A 25,505-nucleotide genomic window follows, 5' to 3' on the forward strand; every position below is an offset into this window, starting at 1 on the left:
GGCTCTTCCGGCCTGACTCACACTAACCGGCCTCTACGAAAGCCGGGGCGGTTCATTCCCACCCTTTGACCAAGCCGTCCGCCGTGTACTCGACGTTTTTCAGCAGCGTGTACTCTACCCCCGTGTTGGTTCCGGTGCCGCTCGCGTTCACCGGATTGATGGTGATCATGTAGAGTCGGCCGAAGTCATCGTAGCGGTAGTTGACCCGGTTACCACTTGGATAGGTCATGCTGCTGACCTTTCCGGTAGCACTCCCGGTTGTGCCATATGCGTAGGATAGTTTCTGCACCAGCGACATGCCGCCGGCCGTTACGGTCTGGGTCTTCGAGGCGACTCGACCAAGCTCGGTGTACGTATAGAGTGTCTGTCCCGACTCATCCGTTATCTTGGTCAAATGGCCCTTGGCGTTTGGTGCCCCGGCAGCACCACCGTCGTACTCGAATACAACGGCGGTCCCGACATTGGGAGCTTGGCGCGTCATGCGGTTGGCCGCGTCGTAGCTGTACGTGACGACATTGCCTTGCGCATCGCGTTGCGTCTTGAGATTACCGTTACTGTCGAAGGTGCGTTTCGTCGTGCCGGTATCGGGCGAAATCAGCTCCGGCTGCTCACCAAGGCCAGTGTTGGTGTAGCGCGTCACGAGAAGGCGCGGATCAGTAATGCTCGACACCTGATCCAGTCCGTCGTATTCCTGCCCAACTGTCGGGCGAAGCGCGCCAACGTAAGGACTCGGCAATTCTCGCGAGCGTTCCCGGTTCAACAAATCGTAGTTGTACTTGGTGAGGCGCTGCAATCCGTCGGTCGCCTGCGTGAGTCTTTGCGCATCGTCATACTCGTACAGCGTGTTCGACGAAGGACTCGTCTGCGAAAATGCGGGAACGATCCCACTGACGACCAACAGCGCTGTCAAGACTGTGCGCACAAGTGCCATACGCTGGCCAGTTTTATTTGAATAGCTGATCATTCAGCACCGCCAGTAACAGTCTTCAACAAATTATTCGGATAAAACGTGCGCGAGATTCTGCGTCGCAAAACGCCGCTTGGGTCGGTAACTTCCTCAAGCGTTCTGTTACCGTTGACGTCCAATTCATAGCGCAGTTTGTTACCGATGCTGTCGGTAACAAGCTCTAGCCTGCCGGCGCTGTCGTAGCCATGGACGATGTATGAGTTATTTGGCAGAGAAACGCGTTGTAGACGTCCCGATTTGTCGTAGTCATAACTTGTCGTTTCGCCGCCTGTCGTCGTCGTACGCAGCCAGCCACGCGGCCAATACGTTCGCGTGGTCACGATGCCGTTTGGATCGACGATTGTCCCGGCTTGTCCATTGGCGTCGTAATCCAGAAACCGGGTCACGTGTTTAACTGCGTTTTCGAAGGAAGCCAGATTTCCCGCGTCATCGTAGATGTATCTGACCTGGTCGACTATATCGGTCCTTGGACCAGTGATGGTCTCGATCTGGCCGCTAGGAAGATAAGTATAGGTCCACTTGCGAATCGGTCCTGTCACGCCCGCAGCTGCGCCTTCCGAGCCGTTCTTGTCCGTTGTCGCCTGGATGGTTTTCGTCTTCCTGTTGCCTTTGGAATCGTAGGTATATTTCGTGACACGCAAGGGCTCGAAAACGCTCAACGGTTCGCGTAAAGTGGCATGCCAGACCGTTGTCGTGGTGCGAGCATCGGCTGTACCAACCGCTTCCGTGCGACTAGTCTGAAGGTTGCGCGCCAAATCATAGGTATAGATCGTCTTCGCACCTGAAAAATCCACCGTGCTGGTCCGATTGCCATTGTTGTCGTACGTGTGGATCTTCACAGAACCATATCGACAGGTGTTACAAGGCGCGGACAATTCGTTGGGCCGATGAACGCCATGGATTTTCTTCACGCCAAACTGACGAGTTTGACCCGATGCGTCGGTGATGGTGGCGCTCCCGTCGCGGTTATAAATGACACTTACCTTATTCGCGAGGTTCCCATTTTGCGATGAGGTAGCGCGCCCTTGCGCGTCATAGGTCCACTGGGCGATCTGCCTGCCTTCCTCGTCCTCGATGCGCGTCAACGCCTGAGGAATATTAGCGTTACTGGTTCGACTAGGCTCATTGTAATAATACTTACGCATCGACTGATCCTGGAATGTCACGGAGCGCAGCCGGCCTTCAGGGTCGTGTGCGTAGACAATGGGCAGACCTGCCGGGTCGGAAACCTGAGTAATGTGCGTGCCGTCATTCTCAAAAACGAGCGCACGGCCGAACGAATCTGTTACTTCAGCCAGCCAACCCGATTGGTACGTCAATTCCTGGCGCAAGCCGTTGCGGTCTTCAATAGCCACCAGTCTTCCTGCCGCATCATAGGTCTCGGTATTCCCATCCGCCGTTTTATAGGTCGCGCCCGTCAATTCCGTTCCCGACACCGTCACCGCAAGCCGGTCGTTAACGTTGCCCGTGCTGGCCCATCCGGTCGGTCCCTTATTAAAGGTGTAGGAGCGACCGTTTGCGCGTTGAACCCGGGCGAAGGTTGGCGCCCGTGCCGGAACAAAGATAATGGACGAGGCATAGCTATGCTGCCAGCTGAGGCCCATTTTGCCCGGACGCGCTTGCCGACCATTGTAGTAACGTTTGAAGGTCAGCGGAAAAGGACCGGAACTACTATAGTCGGTTTCGGACTCGAAGTGATTGCCACTGGCGAAATTGATCGGGTCCCCGATACAGCAGTCGGGCTCGCCGTCATCCCTGAAATCATCCTCGACCAGATTTGAGTAGACCAACTGAAGCTCTCGCGCCCCGCCCTCTATCACGGGATAGCCGTTGATCTCGATCTCAATCGATCGGTGTTTGACCTCGCCAACTCCACGGGCCAGCCATCTGTCATCCGCAACAACTAATACAAAGGGCCCGTTGGGAGTTTGGTACGTGTAGGTGTTGCGTTCGGCAATATGCAGCGCAGAAAATTTCCCAGCAGGTACGTCGATGTTCTCAATGCCTCGTATCGTGGCTGCCCTATCGATTGTAAGCGTTCCAGGGGCACATTCTGTCGTCACAGTTCCGTTAATCACCTGCCCGGGTGATACAGAATTCGGAAGAAACAATAGTGGCGCGTCAAATGGGGCGTGCAAGTTGCCATATTCAAGAAATGCAATCTTATGCCAGCAGCACCCCGTGAAAAGACATAGTTATTCAATCCCTCTTCGCCGTAAAGCTCTGTCACGTCTTCTTCGAGTATCGTCGTACTGGCCTGATGGTAAACGGGTCCGGTTTTTGATGTTATGACACTAGCGCTGATCTCGGACTCCGGGCTGCCCTCATATATCCAGATGTTGCCGGGCTCTACTGAAAAGAAATAGTCGCTCGCGGCGATCTGTGCCTCCACTTTGAAAGAACAAAGCAACGTACACAATAATAGGATGAAGTGGGCGCGGCCTCCGGAAACGAAAAGTGAGCCCAGACGCAAGTTAGCGCCGTTAATAGCAATTATGGGGATCATTCTTGATGCGGCCTTATTGATAGGTGTAAAAAACACCGTCTGGGTGAACGGGAGGACGGATTATTTCGGCCCATCATATATTAAAAAATTAATACCTGGCAAAATATTTAAGTATTATGCAATGCTCATAAAAACTCCTTGCTCACTTTCCCGCGAGACTGCTAGTCATGACTGCACGCGATATTTCTTCGCACTCCGCCAGCCTTAGCGCTAGTTGGGTTCGACATCGTTTTGCTGGACATATTCCACCAGTCTCCACCACAATCTAAATAAGTGATAAGTGGTTGCGATTGAACAGCTGGGAAATCTTTTACAATGAATCGCCCAGGTGCCATTGTTCCCACACGAGCGGCTTCTGACTGTCCATGTAATAGATGCGTGACCTCTGCTTCATGTGAAAACTCCTCTATACGTCTTGGAGCGTTGCGTTTACCAGTTGAATTCACGGCCGATAGCAGACGCTAGTATTGGTCCGTAGTCGCAAGAAGCGGACTTATAGTAAAGCCTTCGAAAAGCGTCGAATCTTTCACAGGGTGATGATTTCTGATCAAAACGGAGTCGAGGCCTATGTGAAGGCGAGCGACATGGGTGCAGTCGTTTCGGCCCTATCGATCGCTATCGGAGCTTCAGCAGCCGAAAGCGCTTCGTATGCCGTGTTGGAAATACATACGCTTCAGGATACCTCTGCAGTGCTCTTAGAAGGCGAAGACGGCTTTCTCAGCGTTTGGGTTCGTGGGACGCGTGCTTGCCAACGTCCGCAGCATGGCCGATACCTTGCCAATGAATTGAACTGTATTGTCCGGCCTGACCCAGAGGCAGGAGTTCACGGAAATCAGTCCTTAGTCCAGCATCTTCCTTAAATCGGACATGGAAGGGAGAGCTTTATTACCTTGGGATGAGCGTACGGACTACGTATTGATGACCGTTTTAGGTCGTAGCGGACGTCGGGGCAGGTCTGCTCTCGGTCAGGAGCGAAGCGCCAGGCTGAGAGCAGCAAGTATCCAATTCCCTCACGACACACGCGGATACCCCGTGATAGCCGCAATGTCCTGATAAAGCGGCTGCAACCTGCGATACATCCTGCAATAAACCTCTTTGTAGAGCCGATCATAGACCGCCCGGTTCGCGGCGACCGGCTCGAACACCCGCCCAACGCGGGTCATGCCCGCCACCGCGGCGGCGAAGTTTGGATACAGCCCCAGGCCGACGGCGGCATTGATGGCCGCGCCCAGGCCCGAGGTCTCGTACACGTGCGGGCGCGCGGTCGGCAGGCCGAAGATGTCGGCGGTCAGCTGCATCGCGACGTCGCTCTGCGAACCGCCGCCGGAGACACGCAATTTGGTGATGCGCACGCCGCTGCGTTTCTCGATGCGCTCCTTCCCTTCGCGCAGCGCATACGCCAGCCCCTCCAGGATCGCGCGGTACACGTGGGCGCGGGTGTGCACGTCGCCGAAGCCGACGATCGCGCCCTTGGCCTCCCGCCCCGGAACGCGGATGCCGGGCGTCCAGTAGGGCTGCAGCATCAGGCCCATCGAGCCGGGCGGCACTGATTGTGCGAGCTGGTCGAACAGGGCCTCGGGCGCCACGTCTTCCAGCAGTGCGCGCATCTGCTCGTGGTGGCCGAACTGCTCCTTGAACCAGTTGACCATCCAGTAGCCGCGAAACACCTGCACCTCGGTGCTGTAGGCGCCGGGGATCGCAGCCGGGTACGGCGGCACGAAGGGCGTGACCTCGACGTAGCGGCGGCTGGTGGTGTTGATGGTGGCCGTGGTGCCGTAGCTCAGGCAGCCGACGTGGGGCTCGTTGCAACCGGCGCCCAGCACTTCGCAGGCCTTGTCCGCGGCCGCCGCGAACAGGGGCGTTCCAGGCGGGATGCCGGTGGCGTCGGCCGCCACGCCCTCGACCGTGCCGAGCTGCGTGCCCGGCGCGACCAGTTCCGGCAGCATGCGCGCCTCCACCGCCAGCGCCTGCCATTTCCAGTCGCGGCGGCCGGCCCAGCGGTGGCGCCGGTAGTCGAACGGCAGGTAGGCCACCTGGGAGCCGCTGGAGTCGACGAAGCGGCCGCACAGGCGCCAGTTCAGGTAGCCCGACAGCAGCAGGAACTTGTCGGTCGCCTCCCAGATCTCGGGCTGATGGGCGCGGATCCAGTTAATCTCGGCCTCGCCGCGAAAGTAATCGATGGTGCCGTTGACCCGCGCCAGCTTGAAGGCGGCGCGCCAGAACGGGCCGATCGGCGGCACCTGGTCGGTGCGGCGCTGGTCCAGCCAGGTGATCGCCGGGCGCAGCGGCTTGCCGTCGCGTCCCAGGTTGACCACCGTGCCGCGCTGGGTCGTCACCGCCACCGCCCGCACCGCCGCGCGCACCACGCCGGGCTGGCTCCACAGGCCCTGGCAGGCGCGGCACACGGCCTGCCAGTAGTCTTCCGGCTCGTGTTCGGCCCAGCCGGGCTGCATGGAGAAATACGCCTCGAGCGGCACCTGGCACTTGGCGACGATGTTCCCGCGCAGGTCGAACAGCAGGGCGCGCACGCTCTGGGTGCCGTTGTCGATGGCGAGGATGGTCGGTTCAGTCTTCATGGTCGCTCCTGTCCGGGCAAGCCATAGTGACGGGCGATGAGTGCGGCGTACGCCGCCTGTTCGTGGTCCCAGCGGGCGTCGTCCCAGCCGAGTTCCATCTGGCAGATCGCGCGGATGCGCTCGGCGTGCTCCAGGCCGCCGCCGCGCAGCAGCAAGCCGATGCGGGTGCGGCGCAGCAGCAGGTCGTCCAGCTGCTCCACGCCTTCCGCGCGGGCGGCCCAGCGCAGCTCCGCCCACAGGGTCTCGGTGCCGGGAATCGTCTCCAGCTCGTCGGCGCCAGCGGCGTCGACCAGGGCCTGCGCCTGGGCGCCATGGCGGCCGGCCAGGCGGCGCAGCAGCGGCGCGGACATGCGGCGCGGCGCGCGCGGCAAGGCGACCTGCTCGTACACCGGGACGGGTGCGAGATCATCCTGCCAGCCCGGCAGCTGGCGCTGCGCCTGGCGCAGCACGTCGAGGGCGATGGCGCGGAAGGTGGTCAGCTTGCCGCCGGCGACGCTGACCAGACCGGCGCCGCACCATACCGCGTGCTCGCGTCCAGCCTTGGAAGGCGCGTCGCCTGGCCCGCTGTCGACCACGGGACGCACGCCGGCATAGGTGGCGAGGACGTCCGCTTCGCCCAGGTCCAGTTGCGGGAACTGCGCGCGCAGCGCGGCCAGCAGGTAGTCGAGTTCGGCGCGCGTGATCGCGGCCTCATTCGCCAGGCCGTCGCGGTGGTCGACGTCGGTGGTGCCGACCAAGGTCGCGCCTTCCCAGGGAAAAGCGAACACCGGACGGCCATCGACGGGATGCATCAGGCTGACCGCCTGCGCCAGCGGCAGGCGCCAGGCCGGCAGCACCAGGTGGCTGCCGCGCAGCGGGCGCAGGCGCGGTCCGTTGGCGGAGAGCTTCCCGGCCCAGGCGCCGCTGGCGTCGATCACCAGGCGGGCGCGCAGCTCGTGCACGGCCTGCGTGTCGGCATCGTCGCGCAGGCCGTTCACGAGCTGCGCGCCCGCCACCCTGCCGCCGGTGTGAATGAGCGAGCGCACGCTTATGTAGTTGACCGCGACGCCGCCATGGCGGCGCGCCTCGGCCAGGGTGCGCAGCACCAGGCGGGCGTCGTCGGTCTTGGCGTCCGTGTAGACCATGCCGCCGGCGAGGTCCGCGCGCGCGACGTTCGGCGCCAGCAGCGCGAAGTCGTGGGCATCGATCCAGTGCCGTTCGCGGCGGCCGGCGAACAGGTCGTACAGGGCCAGCCCAGCAAGCACCGTGCGGCGCTTGCGGACGCTGGCGCCGTAGTCGGGAAAGGCGAAGCGCTGCGGCTCGACCAGGCCCGGCGCGTCGCGCAGCAGGGCCTCGCGTTCGCGCACAGCCTCGCGCGTGAGCCGCACGTGACCCTGGGCCAGGTAGCGCAGGCCGCCATGCACCAGCTTCGAGGAACGGCTCGACGTGCCCCAGGCGAAGTCGCGCTGTTCGACCAGCAGCGCGCGCAGGCCGCGGCGCGATGCTTCGAGCAGGATGCCCGCGCCGGTGATGCCGCCGCCGATCACCAGCACATCCCATTCGCGTTGCAGCATTTCGGGCAGCGCGGCGCGCCAGCCGCGGGGCCAGAGCGCGCTCACGGCAGCACCAGCTTGCCGGGGTTCATGCAGCCGCTGGGGTCGAACTGGCGGAACAGCGCGCGCATCGCATCCAGGCCCAGCTCTCCCTTCTCCGCCGCCAACCAGGGCGCGTGGTCCAGGCCCACGCCGTGCTGGTGGCTGATGGTGCCGCCGCCGGCGACGATCGCTTCCGACACCGCGCGTTTCAGGTCGCGCCAGCGCGCCAGGTCGGTCTCGAAATCCCCGGCCAGGCGGTACACGAAGGTCGCATACACGCTGGCGCCCTGCGGATAGAGGTGGGACAGGTGGGTATAGGCATGCACGCGTTCGCCGTGGGCTGCGAAAGCGTCGCTTGCCGCCGCCTCGACCGCGCCCACCATGCGCGCCACGCCCGGCCAGTCGACCGCGGTTTCCACGGTGTCGATCGCATAGCCATGGCGCCAGGCCGTGTTGCGCAGGTAGACGTTGCGAAAGCGGCCCTGGCGCCAGCGTTCGCCCAGTGCGCGCCCGACGTGCACGCCGTTCGCCGCCCGCGCGATGCCCAGCGCCGCGCGCATGCTTGGTTTCGCCTGGCCGAGCGCGCCGCTGGCGCCGATCATCAGCATGCATTTGCTGGCGCCGCAGCCGCGCCAGGCCAGGTAGCGCTCCAGCAGGGCGACCTGGCGCGCATGGCCAGCCAGCGCCAGCATGGTCGTGGTCTCCGGCGCGTTCGACAGGCGCAGCATCGACAACGGCAGCCTGGCCTGGGCCAGCGCGCGCACCGCCCGTTCGGCGCGCTCCCAGTCGGGGAAGAACACGGCGTGGAAGGCTTCATGTTCGGGCAGGCGCGTCACCCGCACCGTCGCTTCGGTCAGGATGCCCAGGCGCCCTTCCGAGCCGAGCACCATCTCGCGCAGGTCGACGCCGGCGCTCGATGCGGGAAAGGTCGGGATCTCGAGCGTGCCGGACGGCGTCTCGACCCGCCCGCCCGCGAACAGTTGCTCGATGCGGCCATAGCGCAGCGACTGCTGGCCCGAGGAGCGCGTCACGACCCAGCCGCCGAGGGTGGAATATTCGAAGGACTGCGGGAAGTGGCCGAGCGTGTAGCCGTGCGCGCGCAGTTGCGCCTCCAGGTCGGGGCCGGTGACGCCGGCGCCGAAGGTCGCCAGTTGCGCCTCGCGGTCCAGGGCCAGGAGCGAACGCATGCGCCGCATGTCGATGCACAGCGCCGGGCGCGCCGCATCGGCCACGTTGACGTGGCCGGCGACGCTGGTGCCGCCGCCGTAGGGAATCACGGCCGCGCCAACCGCCTGCGCGTAGGCCAGCAGCGCGCGCACCTGCCCGGCGCTCTCGGGGAAGGCGACGCCGTCGGGCGCCAGGCCGAGGCGGCCATGGCGCAGGCGCAGCCAGTCGGGCAGGCTCTGGCCCAGCGCGTGCAGCGCGCGGGTGGCGGTCGAGGTGTCGACCAGGGGATGGGCCGGCAGGCGGCTGCCGGGAATCGAAGCGCAGGCCAGGTCGAAGCCGGCGTCGCGCGGCGGCGTGCCCTTGCCGATGCGCCCCTCCAGGAAGGCCAGCGCCTGCTCGTTCAGCGCCACCTCGACCGCTTCTTCCCCCCAGCCATTCCACCGCCTCATGCAGGATTCCCCTTATACTTGTTGTCGATAGTTCTATCAGCGTAAGCGAGAACCTAGAGCACGTATTGCTCCTTTATGACAAAGCCTTGTTCGATCACGCCAGCGCCGGCGCCATGTCCGGTTCCAAACCCGCTTCCAGACGCGCCTCGACGCGTCACCGGCTCCTACCTGCAGCCCCTGTTCGACGCCGCGGCCGCCCGCGGCGTGACGGCTGAAGCCCTGGCGCGCGGCGCAGGGCTGCCGCTCGCCAGCGTCAGCCCGCTGCCCGATTCCCTGCCCGCCGCCGACTACGTGAAACTGCTGGAAGCCGGCGCGCTGCTCGCGAACGATCCGCACTTCGGCCTGCACGTCGGGGAATGCGTGAAACTGGGCGCCTACAGCGTCTACGGCCTGGTGCTACTGGCCTGCCGCGACCTGCGCCAGGCGCTGGAACAGACCATGCGCTACGAGGCGCTGGCGCACGAGCTCGGGCGCTCGCAGGTCACGGTCGACGGCGCGCAGGCGCGCTACGCATGGATCAGCCACTACCCGCAGGCCAGCCGCCACCTGGTGGAAAGCGTGTTCGCCGGCATCCAGACCTTCGGGCGCTGGCTCGCCGGCGGCCAGTTGCCGCCGGCGCAGGTCGAATTCATGCACGCGAGCGACGCTCCCATGGACGAGTACCAGCGCGTGTTCGGCAGCCGGCCGCGCTTTCTGGCGCCGGCGAACACCGCGCATTTCGACGCCGCCCTGCTCGCCCTGCCGGTGCCGAACGCCGACGTCGGGATGTACCCGGTGCTGCAGCAGCACGCCGAACGCCTGCTCGGCCAGCGCGCACCGAGCCAACCAGCCATCGTCGACCAGGTGCGCGCGGCCATCGTCCGCAACCTGGCCCAGGACCGCGTGCGCCTGGCCGCCATCGCCGAGGAGCTCGGGCTATCGCCGCGCACGCTGCAGCGCAAGCTGAGCGAGGCCGGCGCCAGCTACCAGGCCGTACTCGACGGCGCGCGTTTCGCGCTGGCCCAGGACTACCTGCGCCAACCGGGGCTGTCGCTGGCCGACATCGCCTTCCTGCTCGGCTACCAGGAGCAGAGCGCCTTCACCCACGCGTTCAAGGAATGGTCGGGACTGAACCCGGGCGCCTGGCGCGAACGCGCCGGGGCGGCTTAGAGCGCCTAACAAACTGTCAGGGCAAGGGATGCGGCCACCCGACGCAGCGCCGCAGCGGCGGACCGCGAAGACAGTACGAGGGTACGGCGAGGCGCTGCAACGCAGCCATGGCAGTTTTGTCAGGCGCTCTTTAGCGTTTCGAACGGCTTCCGGCAAACGACCGCGCCAGGTCGTCGAAGGCCGGCACGATCGCCAGCGCGCACAGCAGCGCCGCCAGCGGCAGCGTCGACAAATAGCCGACGTAGTTGAAGCCGAGCGCGCCGGCCACGCCGCCGGCCAGGAAAGCGCCCAGCAGCGCGCACAGGAGCGCCAGGCGGCGCCGGTTGGCAAGCACCGGCGCCTGGCCGCGGTCGCGGTTCGGGTACACGAGCTTTCCGAGTTCGATGCCGATGTCGGTGACGATGCCGGTCATGTGGGTGGTGCGGATCTCGGCGTGAGAGAGCTTGGTCACCAGGGCGTTCTGCAGGCCCATGATGTAGCACAGCAGCCCGACCGTGAACGGCAGCGCCGGCGTCGCCAGGCGCGCGCCCAGCACGCCGAAGCCCAGCAGCAGGACCGCCTCGACCAGCAGCGGCAGCGCATATTCGCTGTAGAGCCGGCGCCGGCGCGCGAAGTTGACCATCAGCGCGGTGCTGGCCGCGCCCAGCGCGAAGGCCGCGACCGCCGCCAGCGCCGCCGGCACCAGGTCTTGCCGCCCCAGCACCAGGTTGTCGGCCACCGACGAGACCATGCCCGTCACGTGCGAGGTGTACTGGCCGACCGCGAGCAGGCCGCCGGCGTTGATCGCGCCGGCGACAAACGCCAGCACGAGGCCCAGCTGGCGGTTCGCCGCCGCGCTGCGCTGGTGGCCGGCAAGGCGCCGCATGGTGTTGATCGGCACGGTCCTTTTCACTCCCTGGTTGAGTACTTAAATCTTACTGCAAGTGAACATTCGGATGGTGGCAACGGCATCGGCGGGCCGGCGCTATAATCGAAAATCCATTTCTGCAAAAGCGCCCACGGACCCGTCGTGAATCCACATCTCGAAAAACTCCACCCCTACCCGTTCGAAAAGCTGCGCGAACTGTTCGCCGGCGTGACGCCGAGCAGCGACTACGCACCGATCAGCCTCGGCATCGGCGAGCCGAAGCACCCGACCCCGGCCTTCATCGAGAAGGCGCTCAGCCACGCGATCGCCGGCCTGGCCAACTACCCCAGCACGGTCGGCAGCGAGCCGCTGCGCGCGGCGATCGCCGGCTGGCTGGAGCGCCGCTACGGCATTCCCGCCGTCGATCCCGCCACCATGGTGCTGCCGGTGAACGGCTCGCGCGAGGCGCTGTTCGCGATCGCTCAGGCCGTGATCGACGCCGGCCGTCCGGATGCGCTGGTGCTGTGCCCGAACCCGTTCTACCAGATCTACGAAGGCGCGGCCTACCTGGCCGGCGCCACGCCCTATTTCGTGAACTCCGACCCGGCGCGCAACTTCGCCTGCGATTACGGCAGCGTGCCGATCGAGGTCTGGGCGCGCGTGCAGCTGCTCTACGTCTGCTCGCCGGGCAATCCGACCGGCGCCGTGCTGACGCTGGAAGACTGGCGCGAGCTGTTCGAACTGTCCGACCGCCACGGCTTCGTGATCGCCGCCGACGAATGCTATTCCGAGATCTACTCCGGCTCGACGCCGCCGCTGAGCGCGCTGGAAGCGGCGCACCAGCTCGGGCGCAGCGGCGGCAACCGTCCGTACCAGAACCTGATCGTGTTCTCCAGCCTGTCGAAACGCTCGAACGTGCCGGGCATGCGCTCGGGCTTCGTCGCCGGCGACCCGCAGGTGACGAAGAAATTCCTGCTCTACCGTACCTACTGCGGCGGCGCCATGTCGCCGCCGGTGCAGGCGGCCTCGATCGCGGCCTGGAACGACGAAGCGCACGTGCAGGACAACCGCACGCTGTACAAGGAAAAGTTCAAGCTGATCACCCCGATGCTGCGCGAAGTGCTCGACGTCGAACTGCCCGACGCCGGCTTCTACCTGTGGGCCGACGTGCGGCGCACCGGCCTTTCCGACACCGAGTTCGCACGCCGTCTCTACGCCGAATATAATGTGACGGTTCTGCCCGGCAGTTACCTCGCGCGCGACGCGCACGGGACCAATCCGGGCCGCAACCGCATCCGCATGGCGCTGGTGGCGGGCGTCGACGAAGGGCTGGAAGCGGCCACGCGCATCGTCCAGTTCTGCCAAAGCCTGCGTGCAGCTTCCTGATAAAGAGATTACCCATCATGACCCAACAACTCCAGAACATCATCGACACCGCGTGGGAACAGCGCGCGGACTTCAGCCCATCGACCGCTCCGGCCGACGTGCGCAACGCCGTGGCCGAAGTGCTGGCCGGCCTCGACGCGGGCACCCTGCGCGTGGCGCAGAAGGAAGGCGGCGAGTGGATCGTCAACCAGTGGATCAAGAAGGCCGTGCTGCTGTCGTTCCGCCTCGAGAACAATACCCCGATCGAAGGCGGTTCGGGCATGCAGTTCTACGACAAGGTCCCGACCAAGTTCGCCGACTACAGCGCCGAGGACTTCGCCAAGGGGGGCTTTCGCGTGGTGCCGCCGGCCGTCGCGCGCCGCGGCTCCTTCATCGGCAAGAACGTGGTCCTGATGCCGTCCTACGTGAACATCGGCGCCTACGTCGACGAAGGCACCATGGTCGACACCTGGGCCACCGTCGGCTCCTGCGCCCAGATCGGCAAGAACGTCCACCTGTCGGGCGGCGTCGGCATCGGCGGCGTGCTGGAACCGATGCAGGCGAATCCGACCATCATCGAAGACAACTGCTTCATCGGCGCCCGTTCGGAAATCGTCGAAGGCGTGATCGTCGAAGAGAACTCGGTGATCTCGATGGGCGTGTACATCGGCCAGTCGACCAAGATCTACAACCGCGAAACCGGCGAAGTCACCTACGGCCGCGTGCCGGCCGGTTCGGTCGTGGTGTCGGGCTCGCTGCCCTCAAGCGACGGCAAGTACAGCCTGTACTGCGCCGTCATCGTCAAGCAGGTCGACGCCAAGACGCGCGCCAAGACGGGCATCAACGAGCTGCTGCGCGGCATCTGATTCCAGGCGGCGCCCTGCGCCGCTTCCGGGCCACGCAAGCTGGCCCGGGCCTCGCCGGCCCGTTCCCCACTGGCCGGCGCTCTCTTTCTTTCCCTTCCTTCGCCTCCCCGCCGACCGCGCAACGCGTACGTCATCCCCATCCGTACGTTCACGCACTTTAGTTGTCCAAGACAAAATTTCATCAACACACTTTTTATTTCCAGAAGGTAACGTATAATCTCGTTTTGTCCTAGACAAACGACGCAACCTATTTTGGAGGAACAGCATGAACGCAAACATGAACGTGATCGCATTCGGAAAGGACGATATCGACAACAAGCTGTCGGCGATGTCGGCCAAGCAGATCGATGACCTGGCCTTCGGCGCGATCCAGCTCGATGCGCAAGGCAAGATCCTGCGCTACAACGAGGCCGAGGCACAGATCACCGGACGCAATGCCGCCGCCGTCATCGGCAGCAATTTCTTCCGCGACGTCGCGCCCTGCACCAACACCTCGAAGTTCAAGGGCGTGTTCGATGCCGGCGTGCGCACCAATACCCTGAACACCATGTTCGAATACGTGTTCGACTACAAGATGAATCCGACCAAGGTGAAGATCCACATGAAGAAGGCGATCAGCGACGGCACCTACTGGATCTTCGTCAAGCGCCTGTAAGACCATGCACGACCCGGCTACGCTCCCTGCGCCGTGGTGGACGGCGCGGCCCGCCCTGGTCCGCTTCATCGGCGACCTGGTGGCCTCCGAACTGGCGGCATTGCGCCACGACCCCATGCTCCAGGCGCGCACCTGGAACGAATCGCTGTCGCTGGAACACGACCTCGGCCTCGATTCGCTCGAGTTCATGCACGTCGCCGGCGCCCTGGCCGCGTCGCTGCAGATGCACCACAGCGGCATCGAAGACTACCTGCTGGCGCGCCGCACCCTGGGCGACTGGGCCGATATCGCCACGCTGGCGCTGCAATACCGCGACGCCGACATGGTCTTCAGCACCTCCGGCAGCACCGGCCAGCCCAAGCGCTGCCTGCATGCCATGGACAAGCTGGAGCAGGAGGCGATGGCGCTCGCCACGCTGCTCCCGAACCGGCGCCGCGTGCTGGCCGCGGTTCCCAGCCACCATATCTTCGGTTTCCTGTTCACCCAGCTGCTGCCGCGCCACCTCGGCCTGGCGCCGGACGCGGTGCTCGGCATCCGCACGCGCCTGCCGTCCCAGCTCGCGCAACTGGCGATGCCGGGCGACCTGGTGATCGCCCATCCCCAGTTCTGGCAGGCCGCCGTGGCCGCGGGGGAGCGGTTCCGGGACGACGTCGTCGGCGTCAGTTCCACCGCGCCTTGTCCGGACGGCGTCTGCGCCGCGGCGACCCGACAGGGATTGGCCGCGCTGGTCCAGGTCTATGGCTCGTCCGAAACCGGCGGGCTGGGCTGGCGCCGCTCGCACCAGGACGACTACCGCCTGTTTCCCTACCTGGCGCGCGGCGGCCAGGACGGCGGGACACTGCTGCGCAGCCTTCCCGGCGGCGGCACCGAGGCGCTGGCCGCCCAGGATACCCTCGCCTGGCGCGGCGAACGCGCGTTCCTTGTGGGCGCGCGCTGCGACGGCGCGGTCCAGGTCGGCGGCGTGAACGTCTTTCCGTCGCAGGTGCGCGAGGTCTTGCTCGAACATCCCGAGGTGCTCGACGCCGCGGTGCGCCTGATGGGGCCCGACGAAGGCATTCGCCTGAAGGCCTTCATCGTGCCGCGCGCGGGGAACGTGGAAGACCGCGCGCTGGTCGAGCGCCTGCGCGCCTGGATCGACACCCGGCTGCCGGCCGCGCAGCGGCCACGGGCGCTGACGCTCGGCGCCCGGCTGCCCTGCAACGCCATGGGCAAGGCGGCCGACTGGACGATCGCATGAGGACCGCGGCGCGGCGGATGCGCTTCCCGCGGCCCGAGCGCGGCGGTTAGAATGCCTGCCATCATGAACGCCCCCTCTCCCCTCAGCATCGCCGCGGTCGAGCGCGAAACCCGGTTGTCGAAGGACGTGCTGCGCGTCTGGGAAAAGCGCTACGGCTTTCCGACGCCGGAACGCGACGCCAACGGCGAGCGCTGCTATCCGCGCGAGCAGGTCGAGCGCCTGCGCCTGATGAAGCGCCTGATGGACCAGGGCTTGCGGCCGGGCCGCCTGGCGCGGCTCCCGGCCGGGGAACTGGCCGCGCTGCTGGCGCGTGCACCGGCCGCGCCAGGCCGCGACGCCGGACAGGAGAACGCGCCGCTCGACGATCTGCTGGCCACGCTCGAGCGCGATCCCGCCACCTTGCAGGATGCGCTGCAACAGCACCTCGTCCGCCAGGGCCTCGACCGCTTTGTCGAGGACATCGCGGCGCCCCTGACCGCGGCGGTCGGCACCGGCTGGCAGGAAGGCCGTTTCGACGTCGCCGACGAACATTTTTATACCGAGGTCATGACGCGCGTCCTGCGCCAGGCGATCGCCGCCTTGCCCGCCGCCGGACGCGCGCCGAAGATCCTGCTGACCACCCTGGCCGGCGAAACCCATGGGCTCGGGCTGATGATGGCCGAAGCGCTGCTCGCGCTGGACGACGCCAGCTGCATTTCGCTGGGCACCGACACACCCCTGCCGAGCATCCTGCGCGCCGCCGCCATGCACGAGGCCGACATCGTCGCGCTGTCGTTTTCCGCCGCCTACCCGCGCCGCCAGCTGGCCGCATCGCTGCAGGAGCTGCGTGCGCTGCTGCCGCCGCAGGTGGCGCTGTGGGCCGGCGGCGCCGGCATCGGCGGCCTGGCGCCGATCGACAACCTGGTCCTGCTGCCGACCCTGGACAGCGGCCGCCAGGCACTGGCGCGCTGGCGCGACGGCGCGTCCTGAGCACCGCGCCTGGCCCGGGCGCGGTGCACTGGGTTAGAATCCTTGCACCATTTATTTACCGCGAAGCAAAGGATCGATAGCCATGATGGTCGAACGCCTGTTCCAGTTGATGAAGGAAAAGAACGCTTCGGACATGTTCTTCGCGGTGAATTCACCCGTCCACATCAAGATCAACGGGAACCTCATCCCGATCAACCAGCACAAGCTCGACCCGGACAACATCCTGTCGCTGCTGTCGGAAGTGACAACGCCGGAACAGCTGGAAGAACTCGACCGCAACAACGAGCTGAACATGGGTATCTCGATGCCCAACCTGGGGCGCTTCCGCCTTTCGGCCTTCCGCCAGCGCGGCAGCATCTCGGCCGTGTTCCGCTTCGTGCCGGCAAGCATTCCGCCGCTGGGCGAGCTGGGCCTGCCGCCCGTGCTGCTTGAGCTGATCATGGAAAAGCGCGGCCTGCTGCTGGTGGTCGGCGCCACCGGCTCGGGCAAGTCGACCACCATCGCCTCGATGCTCGACTACCGCAACGAACAGCGCACCGGCCACATCCTGACGCTGGAAGACCCGATCGAATACCTGTTCAAGAACAAGAAGTCGATCGTCAACCAGCGCGAGATCGGCAGCGACGCGCTCGACTTCGAGATCGCCCTGCGCAATTCGCTGCGCCAGGCGCCGGACGTGATCCTGATCGGCGAAATCCGCGACCGCGAGACCATGACCGCCGCCCTGGCCTACGCCCAGTCCGGCCACCTGGTGGTCGCCACGCTGCACGCGAACAACAGCTACAACGCGCTGAACCGCATCATCAGCTTCTATCCGATCGAGAACCGCCCCGCCCTGCTGCAGGACCTGGCCTCGGCCACGAAAGCCATCGTCTCGCAGCGCCTGGTGCGCGCAGCGGCCGGCGGCACGCGCCAGCCGGCGGTCGAAGTGATGCTCAATACCCGCTACATCGCCGACCTGATCGAGAAGGGCGAGCTTTCCCAGATCAAGGAAGCGATGGACAAGAGTTTGTCGCCCGGCTCGCAGTCGTTCGAAGCGGCGCTGCTGGCGCTGGTGCAGGCCGGGCTGGTGACGCAGGAGGAAGCGCTGGCGAATGCCGATTCGGCGACCAACCTGCTGTGGCTGATGAACAATGGGCCGGCCAAGAGTGAAGAGCAGAACAAGCCGGATGAGCCGGCGGCGCCGACGTTTACCGAGTTCACGCTGAACGGTTGAGCAGCGCCGGTCCGGTTTCGACCGCATTCGTCGATCAGACCAGTAGGGTGGACGGCTTCGCCGTCCACGCGTTCAACCATAAGTTGATCTGTCGCGACAAATCATCCGTTCGTTGAACGCGTGGACGGGAGACCCGTCCACCCTACGTCCCACCTAAAAATTGCCGAGGAATATCAATCGAACAGGCCTCCCCCGCCTGTGCTATTCTCGCCGCTTCCCGAACCACCGCATTACCGCAAGCTAGTCTTGCCACGCACTAATTACGCCAATGAAAAAGACCCTCTACGGAATCCCCAACTGCGACACCGTCAAGAAAGCACGCACCTGGCTGGCCGAGCACGGCCATGACTTCGAATTCCACGACTTCAAGAAACAGGGCCTGCCGCGCGAACTGGCGGCAAGCTGGCTTGAGCAGTTGGACTGGGAGGTGCTGGTCAACCGCAAGGGGATGACCTGGCGTAACCTGCCGGACGAGCGCAAGGCCGCGATCACCGACAAGGCCGCCGCCCTGGAGCTGATGCTGGAGAATCCGTCCGTCATCAAACGCCCCGTGCTCGAAGGCGCCGGTCCCCTGAACGTCGGTTTCTCCGCCGACCAGTACGCCCGCATCTTCGCGGAGGCGGCATGATCGCCAAGCCCTCGCGCACCCTCGACCTGGCGCACGAACTGATCGCGCTGGACTCGATCACGCCGCACGACAAGGGCTGCCAGCAGCGCCTGGCCGAGCTGCTGGCGCCGCTCGGATTCCGCTGCGAGACCATCGAATCGAACGGCGTGACCAACCTGTGGGCACGCAAGGGCACCGAATCGCCGGTGCTGGTATTCGCCGGCCACACCGACGTGGTGCCGACCGGCCCGGTCGAGCAATGGGGCTCGAACCCGTTCACGCCGACCGTCCGCGACGGCAAGCTCTACGGGCGCGGCGCGGCCGACATGAAGACCTCGATCGCGGCCATGGTCGTCGCCTGCGAGGAATTCGTGGCCATCCATCCCGACCACAAGGGCTCGATCGCCTTCCTCATCACCAGCGACGAGGAAGGCCCGGCCGTGGATGGCACCGTGGTGGTCTGCGACATCCTCGAGGAACGCGGCGAGACGCTCGACTACTGCATCGTCGGCGAGCCGACCTCCAGCCACATCCTGGGCGACATGATCAAGAACGGCCGCCGCGGCTCGCTCTCGGGCCACCTGGTCATCAAGGGCGTGCAGGGCCACATCGCCTACCCGCACCTGGCGCGCAACCCGATCCACCAGGCCGCGCCGGCGCTGGCCGAGCTGGCCGCCGAGGTCTGGGACGAAGGCAACGAGTACTACGCGCCGACCACCTGGCAGATCTCGAACATCCATGCGGGCACCGGCGCGAACAACGTCATCCCGGGCCACATGACGATCGACTTCAACTTCCGCTTCTCGACGGCGTCAACCGCCGAGGGCCTGGAAGCGCGGGTGCACGCGATCCTCGACCGCCACTGCCTCGAGTACGACCTGGAGTGGACCCTGTCCGGCCAGCCCTTCCTGACGCCGAAGGGCACGCTGTCGGACGCGGTGTGCAAGGCCATTCACGACGAGACGGGCGTCTCGACCGAACTGTCGACCACTGGCGGCACCTCGGACGGGCGCTTCATCGCCCGCATCTGCCCCCAGGTGATAGAATTCGGCCCACCCAACGCCAGCATCCACAAGATCGACGAGCACGTCGAGCTGCGCTTCGTCGACCCCTTGAAGAACGTCTACCGCCGCACGCTCGAGCATCTGCTGGCCGCCTAAAGAAAGAACAAGCCATGACCACCACGACCTTCAGCACCCCGCGCGACCTGCTGCGCTACGCCGTCACCCGCTTCAACGCCGCCAAGCTGTTCTTCGGCCACGGCAGCGCCGAGGCCTTCGACGAAGCCGCCTACCTGGTGCTGCACACCCTCAAGCTGCCGCTCGACCGGCTCGATCCCTTCCTCGACGCCAAACTGCTGCCGGAGGAAGTGCTGCAGGTGCTGCAGGTGATCGAGCGCCGCGCCACCGAGCGCGTGCCGGCCGCCTACATCACCAACCAGGCCTGGCTCGGCAGCTACGAGTTCTACGTCGACGAGCGCGTGCTGGTGCCGCGCTCCTTCATCGCCGAACTGATCCCGGAGCGCTTCAGCCCCTGGGTCAGCGACAGCGACGCCGTCGAGAACGTGCTCGAACTGTGCACCGGTTCCGGCTGCCTGGCGATCATGATGGCCGACGCTTTCCCGAACGCGGTGGTCGACGCCATCGATATCTCGAAGGACGCGCTGGCCGTGGCCGAGCGCAACATCCGCGAGTACAAGCTGGAAGGCCGCGTGAACCCGATCGAGTCCGACCTGTACCAGAACGTGCCGTTCAAGAAGTACGACCTGATCGTGACGAATCCGCCGTACGTGAACGCCTCGTCGATGGCCAAGCTGCCGCCGGAATACCTGCGCGAGCCGCAGATCGCCCTGCACGGCGGCGAGGACGGCATGGACCTGGTGCGCAAGATCGTGGCCGGCGCCGCCGAGCGCCTGACGCCGGAAGGCGTGCTGGTGGTCGAGATCGGCAACGAGGTCGAATTCGCCGAAGCCGCCTTCGGCCACCTGGGCCTGACCTGGCTCACCACGAGCGCGGGCGACGAGGCGGTATTCCTGCTCACCGCCGAACAGCTGCAAGCGCAATAACCTTAGGGTGGGCAGGTCTCCTGCCCACGCGTTCAAATCATCTTTGCATCACGCTTACGCTGGTTGAACGCGTGGGCGGCGTAGCCGCCCACCCTACGCACCTACGTACCCCAAGGCTTTAACGACAATGATCCGTTTCCAGAACGTCAGCCTGATGCGCGGCACCAAGCCGCTGCTCGAGAGCGCCGACCTCACCCTGAACCCCGGCGACAAGATCGGCCTGATCGGCGCCAACGGCGCCGGCAAATCCAGCCTGTTCGCGATGCTGCGCGGCGAACTGCATCCCGACCAGGGCGAGATCGACTTCCCCGCCAAGTGGCGCATGGCCTACGTGGCGCAGGAAACGCCGGCGCTCGACCGGCCGGCGCTGGAGTACGCGATCGACGGCGACGTCAACCTGCGCCGCCTGCAGGCCGAACTCGAACGGCTGGAAGCCCACCCGGACCAGGCCGCGCACGGCATGGCGCTGGGCGAGGTGCACGGCGCGCTGGCCGACGCCGACGCCTACACCGTGCAGTCGCGCGCCGAGCAGCTGCTGCTGGGCCTGGGCTTCTCGCTCGACCAGATGCAGCAGCCGGTGAAGAGCTTCTCGGGCGGCTGGCGCATGCGCCTGAACCTGGCCCAGGCGCTGATGTGCCCTTCCGACCTGCTGCTGCTGGACGAACCGACGAACCACCTGGATTTGGATGCCATCATCTGGCTGGAAGACTGGCTCAAGCGCTACAGCGGCACCCTGATCATCATCTCGCACGACCGCGACTTCCTCGACGAGATCGTGAACGTCGTCGTTCACATCGACGAGCAGAAACTGAAGCGCTACTCGGGCAACTACTCCGCCTTCGAGCGCCAGCGCGCCGCCCACCTGGTGCTGGCTGCGGCCGCCTACGAGAAGCAGCAGCGCACCCGCGCCCACCTGCAGTCGTTCGTGGACCGCTTCAAGGCGAAAGCCACCAAGGCGCGCCAGGCCCAGAGCCGCATGAAGGCGCTGGCCAAGATGGAAGAGCTGGCGCCGCTGCGCGCGGCCGCCGAGTTCTCGTTCGAGTTCCGCGAACCGCTCTCCGCACCGAACCCGCTGCTGGTGATGGAAGACGTCGATGCCGGCTATCCGATCCTCGACGCGCATGGCGACAAGATCGACGGCAAGGTCATCGTGCACCGCGTGAACTTCTCGCTGCAGACCGGCCAGCGCATCGGCCTGCTTGGCGTGAACGGCGCCGGCAAGTCCACGCTGATCAAGACGATCGCCAACGAACTGGCGCCCCTCGCCGGCACCGCGACGCTCGGCAAGGGCCTGGTCATCGGCTACTTCGCCCAGCACCAGGTCGAGATGCTGCGCCACGACGAGTCGCCGCTGTGGCACCTGCAAAAGATCGCGCCGACCACGCGCGAGCAGGAACTGCGCAACTTCCTGGGCGGCTTCAACTTCCCGGGCGACATGGTGACCAGCCCGATCCGGCCCTTCTCGGGCGGCGAAAAGGCGCGCCTGGCGCTGGCCCTGATCGTCTGGCAGCGCCCGAACCTGCTGCTGCTGGACGAACCGACGAACCACCTGGACCTGGAAACGCGCGAGGCACTGACGCTCGCTCTGGCCCAGTTCGAGGGCACGCTGGTCGTGGTCTCGCACGACCGCCACCTGCTGCGCGCCACCACCGACCAGTTCATTATCGTCGCCGACGGCAAGCTGCAGCCGTTCGACGGCGACCTCGACGACTACAAGGACTGGCTGTTCCAGACCAAGCTGGGCAAAGGCACGGAAGTGCTGCCGGTGGCGGCTAAATCGAACCAGCCTGCTGCAGCCGCTGCCGCCCCTGTCCCCGCCGTCGACCGCAAGGAGCAGAAGCGCCTGGAAGCCGAGGAACGCCAGCGCATGGCGGCGCTGAAGAAGCCGATCGAGAACCGCATCAAGCGCCTGGAGGAGCAGATGGCCAAGCTGAATGCGAAGAAGGCCGAGATCGACGCGCGCCTGCTGGAGCCGGCGATCTACGAGGCGGACAAGAAGGACGAGCTGAAGAACCTGGTGGCGGACCAGGCCTTTTGCGTGCGCGATTTGGGGACGCTGGAGAACGAGTGGCTGGAGTTGCAGGAGCAGCTGGAGGGGTTGGCGGCGTAAGCGGTCGACTATCCGGGCGCTCTACGGTGGGTTCGAGAACCCACCCTACGAACTGGTTGGCCTACCGGTTCGGATTCGACTATTCGAACGCGCTACCGCGTGGACTCGGGAGTCCACCCTACAAAACCGCTTTTCGTAGGGTAAACACCTGTGTCCACGCTGTCTCACCATTCGAAAAGAGGCAAACCCGCCGTCACGCCACCTGCCTCGCCCCACCCTTCACCCCGCGATCGATCGACATCAACCGGTCGATGTCCACCAGGATGAGCCGCCTTCCATTGGCGACGCCGAGCCCGATCAGGTAATCGATGGCGCCGCCGTCGGCGCCGGGGATCGGCGAGATCTGGTCGGGCTGGAGCGTCACCACGTCGGTGATGCCGTCCACCACCATCCCCATCACGCAGGTCGACAGCTTCAGGATGATCACGTCGGTCATCGGCGTGGTAAGCACCGGGTGACCGCAGAACGCCGCGCGCATGTCGACGATCGGCATGATGACGCCGCGCGATACCGCAACGCCGCTGATGATCTCGCCGCCGTCGGAGAAGCGCTCGAGCGACTTGAGCACCCGCAGTTCCTGCACCTTGCCGAAATCCAGCCCATACGCGAGGCCGCCGAGCGTGAAGCTGAGGAATTCATTGCCCGCCGGGCCAGAGATCGCAGTGTCCTTGTGCATGATGGGTCCTTTCACGAACAGACCCCATGCTATGCCGTGCCGCCGCCCCAGCCATTGCGAGCAGTCAACATTTCCACGAGACATTAACCGGGCATTGCGCCTTCTTCACCGTTCCAGCGGTAGCGGCCGCTCGCGCCCGTGTACAGGCGCTTGCCCTCGGCGCCGCGCAGGCGCGTGCGGATCTCGCGCGGCGCCATGTGGTGCAGGGGCGGCGCGTCGGGATCGAAGGACAGCGTGCGCACTTCGGTGTCGCCCGCCAGCCGCGCGATGTCGACCCGGGTGAGGCCGGCGCGCTCGGCGCGCTGGGCCTCGAAACGCGCCAGCAGCGCCTGCCCTTCGGCCAGCTCGGCGTCGAGCGACTTGCGCGCAGCGCCGACCTCGCCGATCTTCGCCAGCGCCGGGCCGACCGCCTGGCCCATCCGCTGGAACTGCTGGGCCTGGGACGGGTCCAGGCGCATCTCCCCGCTGCGCACCTTCCCCGCGATGCCGAGGTACTTGCGCACTTCGGGCTCGGCGCACAGGCGCGCCAGCTCCGCCTTGTGGCGGTCGATGCCGCTGCCGATCTGCGCCAGGCGCGCGTGCACCTGCTTGATCACCTCGTCGATGCGGCCGCACTCGGCGATCAGCGCATGGACCAGCATCTCGCTGTCGCGCCATGGCGCCGCGCTGTCGATGCGCACCCGGCGCGCGGCGAGCGCGCAGCCCTCCGCGCTGCCGATCGAAATCTCCTCGGCGACGATGTCGCAGTTGACCGCCTGCTCGATGCAGACGCGCGTCGCCGCCACCACGCAGTTCTCGGCGCGCTGCAGGGTCACCGTGCCGGCCAGCGCCTGGATGGTCGCCGACGACGCCACGCCGTCGACCGCGATGTCGCCCTGCCGGTTGAACGCACGCCCGCCGACCAGGTTGGCGCGCAGGCGCACGCTGCCGCCGCGCGAAACGATCTCGCCGTAGACGTCGGCATGCACGGTGATGCCGGCACCCTCGATGATGCGCTTTTCCTGCACCTCGCCGAACTCCTCGTAGTCGCCGGTCAGCTGCAGGTTGCCGGTGGTGCGCACGCTCACGCCGTCGCGGCTGACGATCTTGTCGTCGACCGAGATCCGGCGCGTCTTGCCGTCCACGTTCAGGAAGCCGGTGCGCAGGGCGACCAGGTAATCGTTCCCATCGTGCCTCTCGACGCTGGTGCCGGCCCCGGCATACGCCGCGAAATCGAGGTCGCGCGGCGCGGCCGGCGCGATGCGGATGCCCGAGATCTCGAAGCCCGGCGTGCCGACGCGCGGCGGCAGCTTCTGCAGCAGGCGGGTGCCGGCCTGCACCTGCGGGAAGCGGTTCTGGAAACTCACCAGGTCGAGCTTGCCGTTGGCCAGCTGGCGCGGCGCGTTGCTGCGGTGGATATCCTCGGACACCTCGATCACGCTGGCGTCGATCCCCGCCACCGGCTCCAGGCGCCGCGCGACGACGATGCGGCCGGCGTTGCCGAGCGCGATCGCGGCGCGCACCGCGGCGATGTCGATGCCGAAACGGATCCCCTTGAGCCACATGTCGGCCACGAATTCGTCGATATCCAGGCGCGCCGCCACCTCGGGCTCGCCGTCGGCGCCGGCGAGGTGCACCGGCTCGAAGCAGTACTCGGCGGCGCCGCCCATGATGCGCACGGAACGGTAGAGGGCGCGGCGCTGTGCGTTGAACGGCACGATGTCGTCGGCCAGGCGCACCCGCGCCACGCCGTCCGGCCCGACAGGCAGGGCCGGCCCGCTGTCGAACAGGGCCTTGATCAGTACCGGATAGTCGAGGCCGACGAAGTAGCGGCCTGCGCGCAGCAGGCCGTCGACGGCCGCCAGCAAGGTCGTGCCGAGCACGGCGGGATCGGCGTACACGCCGTCCGGGCGCTGGTCGATGCAATGCGCCGGACCGGCGGAAGCAAACCGCGTCGCCGGCGCGGCGGGAGGAATGGCAACGGCGGGATCGGACACGTTTGCGCTCCAGGTGAGTGTGACTCGCCCTTGGGCTGGCCAATGCGGCAAGGGTAGGAGCGGGCTAGCCTACCATGTTGTCGATCATAAATAAATAATGATCAACAATATTTCGCGCGAAACAATACCTCTTGTGTCAAGAGAAAGGGATTGATCGAGCGCGAACAGCGCTGTTTCCTGGACGAGCGGCAAAGAAAAAGCCGGGCGAACCCGAACGCCAGTGACTCAGCACGTGACTGGCTGGCTGCACCAACTAAAAAGAATCGACGGTCAACATGAAACCGCTGCCGATAATAGCTCCCAACGTTGCACGGAGCGTGCGTTGCCGCTATGCCTGTAGCCGAAGCGTGGCGCCGCAGTTCGTCTTGTGGCCCTCGTAGGCCACCGGCACGCCATTGGTTGTGTGCCTGGATTGCCCTTCCACGATCGTGCCGGCACCATCGATCGGGCAGCTCGTCTTGTCGCCAACACAGGCAACAGCGATGCCGCCCACCGTGAAATGCTTGGCGGCCACGCTCACGACCTTGC

The 25,505-nt window shown here is 65.6% G+C and carries 20 protein-coding genes; 11 read left to right on the forward strand and 9 right to left on the reverse strand.

Translation table 11 applies throughout. The annotated features are described in order from the left end of the window. Window positions 1–52 precede the first annotated feature (52 nt). The 5 genes from RT688_RS21675 to RT688_RS21695 form a co-directional block, all read right to left on the reverse strand. A complete protein-coding gene (locus tag RT688_RS21675; RefSeq protein ID WP_313706911.1) occupies window positions 53–964 on the reverse strand; it encodes a hypothetical protein in 912 nt (303 codons plus the stop codon). After that, window positions 961–3,105: a DUF6531 domain-containing protein gene (locus RT688_RS21680; protein WP_313706912.1), complete on the reverse strand. Its 2,145-nt coding sequence runs from the start codon at window positions 3,103–3,105 to the stop codon at window positions 961–963. Before RT688_RS21680 ends, RT688_RS21675 begins: the two co-directional genes overlap by 4 nt. 1,378 nt (window positions 3,106–4,483) lie before the next feature. Then, entirely contained in the window at window positions 4,484–6,049 is a 1,566-nt protein-coding gene (locus RT688_RS21685; RefSeq protein ID WP_313706913.1) for an FGGY-family carbohydrate kinase, read from the reverse strand. Further along, window positions 6,046–7,602, reverse strand: coding sequence for a glycerol-3-phosphate dehydrogenase/oxidase (locus tag RT688_RS21690; RefSeq protein ID WP_313706930.1), 1,557 nt, complete (start codon window positions 7,600–7,602; stop codon window positions 6,046–6,048). The genes RT688_RS21685 and RT688_RS21690 overlap by 4 nt, the downstream gene beginning before the upstream one ends. 41 nt (window positions 7,603–7,643) lie before the next feature. Beyond that, window positions 7,644–9,239, reverse strand: coding sequence for an FAD-binding oxidoreductase (locus RT688_RS21695; protein WP_313706914.1), 1,596 nt, complete (start codon window positions 9,237–9,239; stop codon window positions 7,644–7,646). 75 nt (window positions 9,240–9,314) lie between these two features. Here RT688_RS21695 and RT688_RS21700 point away from each other — a divergent pair, with 75 nt between their 5' ends. Next, a complete protein-coding gene (locus RT688_RS21700; protein ID WP_313706915.1) occupies window positions 9,315–10,388 on the forward strand; it encodes an AraC family transcriptional regulator in 1,074 nt (357 codons plus the stop codon). Window positions 10,389–10,518: 130 nt separating this feature from the next. Here the strand turns inward: RT688_RS21700 and RT688_RS21705 are convergent, their stop codons facing one another. Beyond that, on the reverse strand, window positions 10,519–11,268 hold the full coding sequence (locus RT688_RS21705; RefSeq protein WP_313706916.1) for a YoaK family protein: 750 nt from the start codon (window positions 11,266–11,268) through the stop codon (window positions 10,519–10,521). Window positions 11,269–11,397: 129 nt separating this feature from the next. On the opposite strand from RT688_RS21705, the gene dapC reads away from it, so the two are divergent. From dapC to RT688_RS21755, 10 genes are all read left to right on the forward strand, one after another. Continuing rightward, window positions 11,398–12,621, forward strand: coding sequence for a succinyldiaminopimelate transaminase (gene dapC / locus RT688_RS21710; RefSeq protein ID WP_313706917.1), 1,224 nt, complete (start codon window positions 11,398–11,400; stop codon window positions 12,619–12,621). A gap of 17 nt (window positions 12,622–12,638) precedes the next feature. Then, window positions 12,639–13,466 (forward strand): 2,3,4,5-tetrahydropyridine-2,6-dicarboxylate N-succinyltransferase, encoded by an 828-nt coding sequence (gene dapD, locus RT688_RS21715; protein WP_313706918.1) that lies wholly within the window; start codon window positions 12,639–12,641, stop codon window positions 13,464–13,466. A 265-nt stretch (window positions 13,467–13,731) separates the two neighbouring features. Continuing rightward, window positions 13,732–14,121: a photoactive yellow protein gene (gene pyp, locus RT688_RS21720; RefSeq protein ID WP_313706919.1), complete on the forward strand. Its 390-nt coding sequence runs from the start codon at window positions 13,732–13,734 to the stop codon at window positions 14,119–14,121. Between the two features lie 4 nt (window positions 14,122–14,125). Then, window positions 14,126–15,358, forward strand: a complete 1,233-nt coding sequence (locus RT688_RS21725) for an AMP-binding protein (RefSeq protein WP_313706920.1) — start codon at window positions 14,126–14,128, stop codon at window positions 15,356–15,358. A 51-nt stretch (window positions 15,359–15,409) separates the two neighbouring features. After that, window positions 15,410–16,327: a MerR family transcriptional regulator gene (locus RT688_RS21730; protein WP_313706921.1), complete on the forward strand. Its 918-nt coding sequence runs from the start codon at window positions 15,410–15,412 to the stop codon at window positions 16,325–16,327. 82 nt (window positions 16,328–16,409) lie between these two features. Further along, a complete protein-coding gene (locus tag RT688_RS21735; RefSeq protein WP_313706922.1) occupies window positions 16,410–17,543 on the forward strand; it encodes a PilT/PilU family type 4a pilus ATPase in 1,134 nt (377 codons plus the stop codon). A 268-nt stretch (window positions 17,544–17,811) separates the two neighbouring features. Next, on the forward strand, window positions 17,812–18,171 hold the full coding sequence (locus tag RT688_RS21740; RefSeq protein WP_313706923.1) for an ArsC family reductase: 360 nt from the start codon (window positions 17,812–17,814) through the stop codon (window positions 18,169–18,171). Continuing rightward, window positions 18,168–19,310: a succinyl-diaminopimelate desuccinylase gene (gene dapE, locus RT688_RS21745; protein ID WP_313706924.1), complete on the forward strand. Its 1,143-nt coding sequence runs from the start codon at window positions 18,168–18,170 to the stop codon at window positions 19,308–19,310. The genes RT688_RS21740 and dapE overlap by 4 nt, the downstream gene beginning before the upstream one ends. Before the next feature lie 14 nt (window positions 19,311–19,324). Next, window positions 19,325–20,215, forward strand: coding sequence for a 50S ribosomal protein L3 N(5)-glutamine methyltransferase (gene prmB / locus RT688_RS21750; protein WP_313706925.1), 891 nt, complete (start codon window positions 19,325–19,327; stop codon window positions 20,213–20,215). Between the two features lie 127 nt (window positions 20,216–20,342). Continuing rightward, on the forward strand, window positions 20,343–22,325 hold the full coding sequence (locus RT688_RS21755) for an ATP-binding cassette domain-containing protein (protein ID WP_313706926.1): 1,983 nt from the start codon (window positions 20,343–20,345) through the stop codon (window positions 22,323–22,325). A 193-nt stretch (window positions 22,326–22,518) separates the two neighbouring features. On the opposite strand, the gene RT688_RS21760 is transcribed toward RT688_RS21755, so the two are convergent. From RT688_RS21760 to RT688_RS21770, 3 genes are all read right to left on the reverse strand, one after another. Then, complete coding sequence (locus RT688_RS21760) at window positions 22,519–23,001, reverse strand: chemotaxis protein CheW (RefSeq protein WP_313706927.1); 483 nt, start codon at window positions 22,999–23,001, stop codon at window positions 22,519–22,521. An 83-nt stretch (window positions 23,002–23,084) separates the two neighbouring features. Continuing rightward, window positions 23,085–24,977 (reverse strand): flagellar assembly protein A, encoded by a 1,893-nt coding sequence (locus RT688_RS21765; protein WP_313706928.1) that lies wholly within the window; start codon window positions 24,975–24,977, stop codon window positions 23,085–23,087. A gap of 328 nt (window positions 24,978–25,305) precedes the next feature. Continuing rightward, the coding region (locus tag RT688_RS21770; RefSeq protein ID WP_313706929.1) for a PAAR domain-containing protein at window positions 25,306–25,505 on the reverse strand (200 nt) is incomplete at its 5' end.

The sequence above is a fragment of the Massilia sp. genome (genome assembly GCF_032106685.1).
Lineage (GTDB): Bacteria > Pseudomonadota > Gammaproteobacteria > Burkholderiales > Burkholderiaceae_D > Telluria.

What these genes read in the sequence shown, in the direction of transcription:
- dapE (WP_313706924.1), top strand. Translation starts at nt 18,168, where the DNA reads ATGATCGCCAAGCCCTCGCGCACCCTCGACCTGGCGCACGAACTGATC.
- RT688_RS21695 (WP_313706914.1), bottom strand. Translation starts at nt 9,239, where the DNA reads ATGAGGCGGTGGAATGGCTGGGGGGAAGAAGCGGTCGAGGTGGCGCTG.
- RT688_RS21760 (WP_313706927.1), bottom strand. Translation starts at nt 23,001, where the DNA reads ATGCACAAGGACACTGCGATCTCTGGCCCGGCGGGCAATGAATTCCTC.
- RT688_RS21740 (WP_313706923.1), top strand. Translation starts at nt 17,812, where the DNA reads ATGAAAAAGACCCTCTACGGAATCCCCAACTGCGACACCGTCAAGAAA.
- RT688_RS21735 (WP_313706922.1), top strand. Translation starts at nt 16,410, where the DNA reads ATGATGGTCGAACGCCTGTTCCAGTTGATGAAGGAAAAGAACGCTTCG.
- prmB (WP_313706925.1), top strand. Translation starts at nt 19,325, where the DNA reads ATGACCACCACGACCTTCAGCACCCCGCGCGACCTGCTGCGCTACGCC.
- RT688_RS21755 (WP_313706926.1), top strand. Translation starts at nt 20,343, where the DNA reads ATGATCCGTTTCCAGAACGTCAGCCTGATGCGCGGCACCAAGCCGCTG.
- RT688_RS21725 (WP_313706920.1), top strand. Translation starts at nt 14,126, where the DNA reads ATGCACGACCCGGCTACGCTCCCTGCGCCGTGGTGGACGGCGCGGCCC.
- RT688_RS21675 (WP_313706911.1), bottom strand. Translation starts at nt 964, where the DNA reads ATGATCAGCTATTCAAATAAAACTGGCCAGCGTATGGCACTTGTGCGC.
- dapD (WP_313706918.1), top strand. Translation starts at nt 12,639, where the DNA reads ATGACCCAACAACTCCAGAACATCATCGACACCGCGTGGGAACAGCGC.
- RT688_RS21730 (WP_313706921.1), top strand. Translation starts at nt 15,410, where the DNA reads ATGCCTGCCATCATGAACGCCCCCTCTCCCCTCAGCATCGCCGCGGTC.
- RT688_RS21690 (WP_313706930.1), bottom strand. Translation starts at nt 7,602, where the DNA reads ATGCTGCAACGCGAATGGGATGTGCTGGTGATCGGCGGCGGCATCACC.
- RT688_RS21700 (WP_313706915.1), top strand. Translation starts at nt 9,315, where the DNA reads ATGACAAAGCCTTGTTCGATCACGCCAGCGCCGGCGCCATGTCCGGTT.
- pyp (WP_313706919.1), top strand. Translation starts at nt 13,732, where the DNA reads ATGAACGCAAACATGAACGTGATCGCATTCGGAAAGGACGATATCGAC.
- RT688_RS21685 (WP_313706913.1), bottom strand. Translation starts at nt 6,049, where the DNA reads ATGAAGACTGAACCGACCATCCTCGCCATCGACAACGGCACCCAGAGC.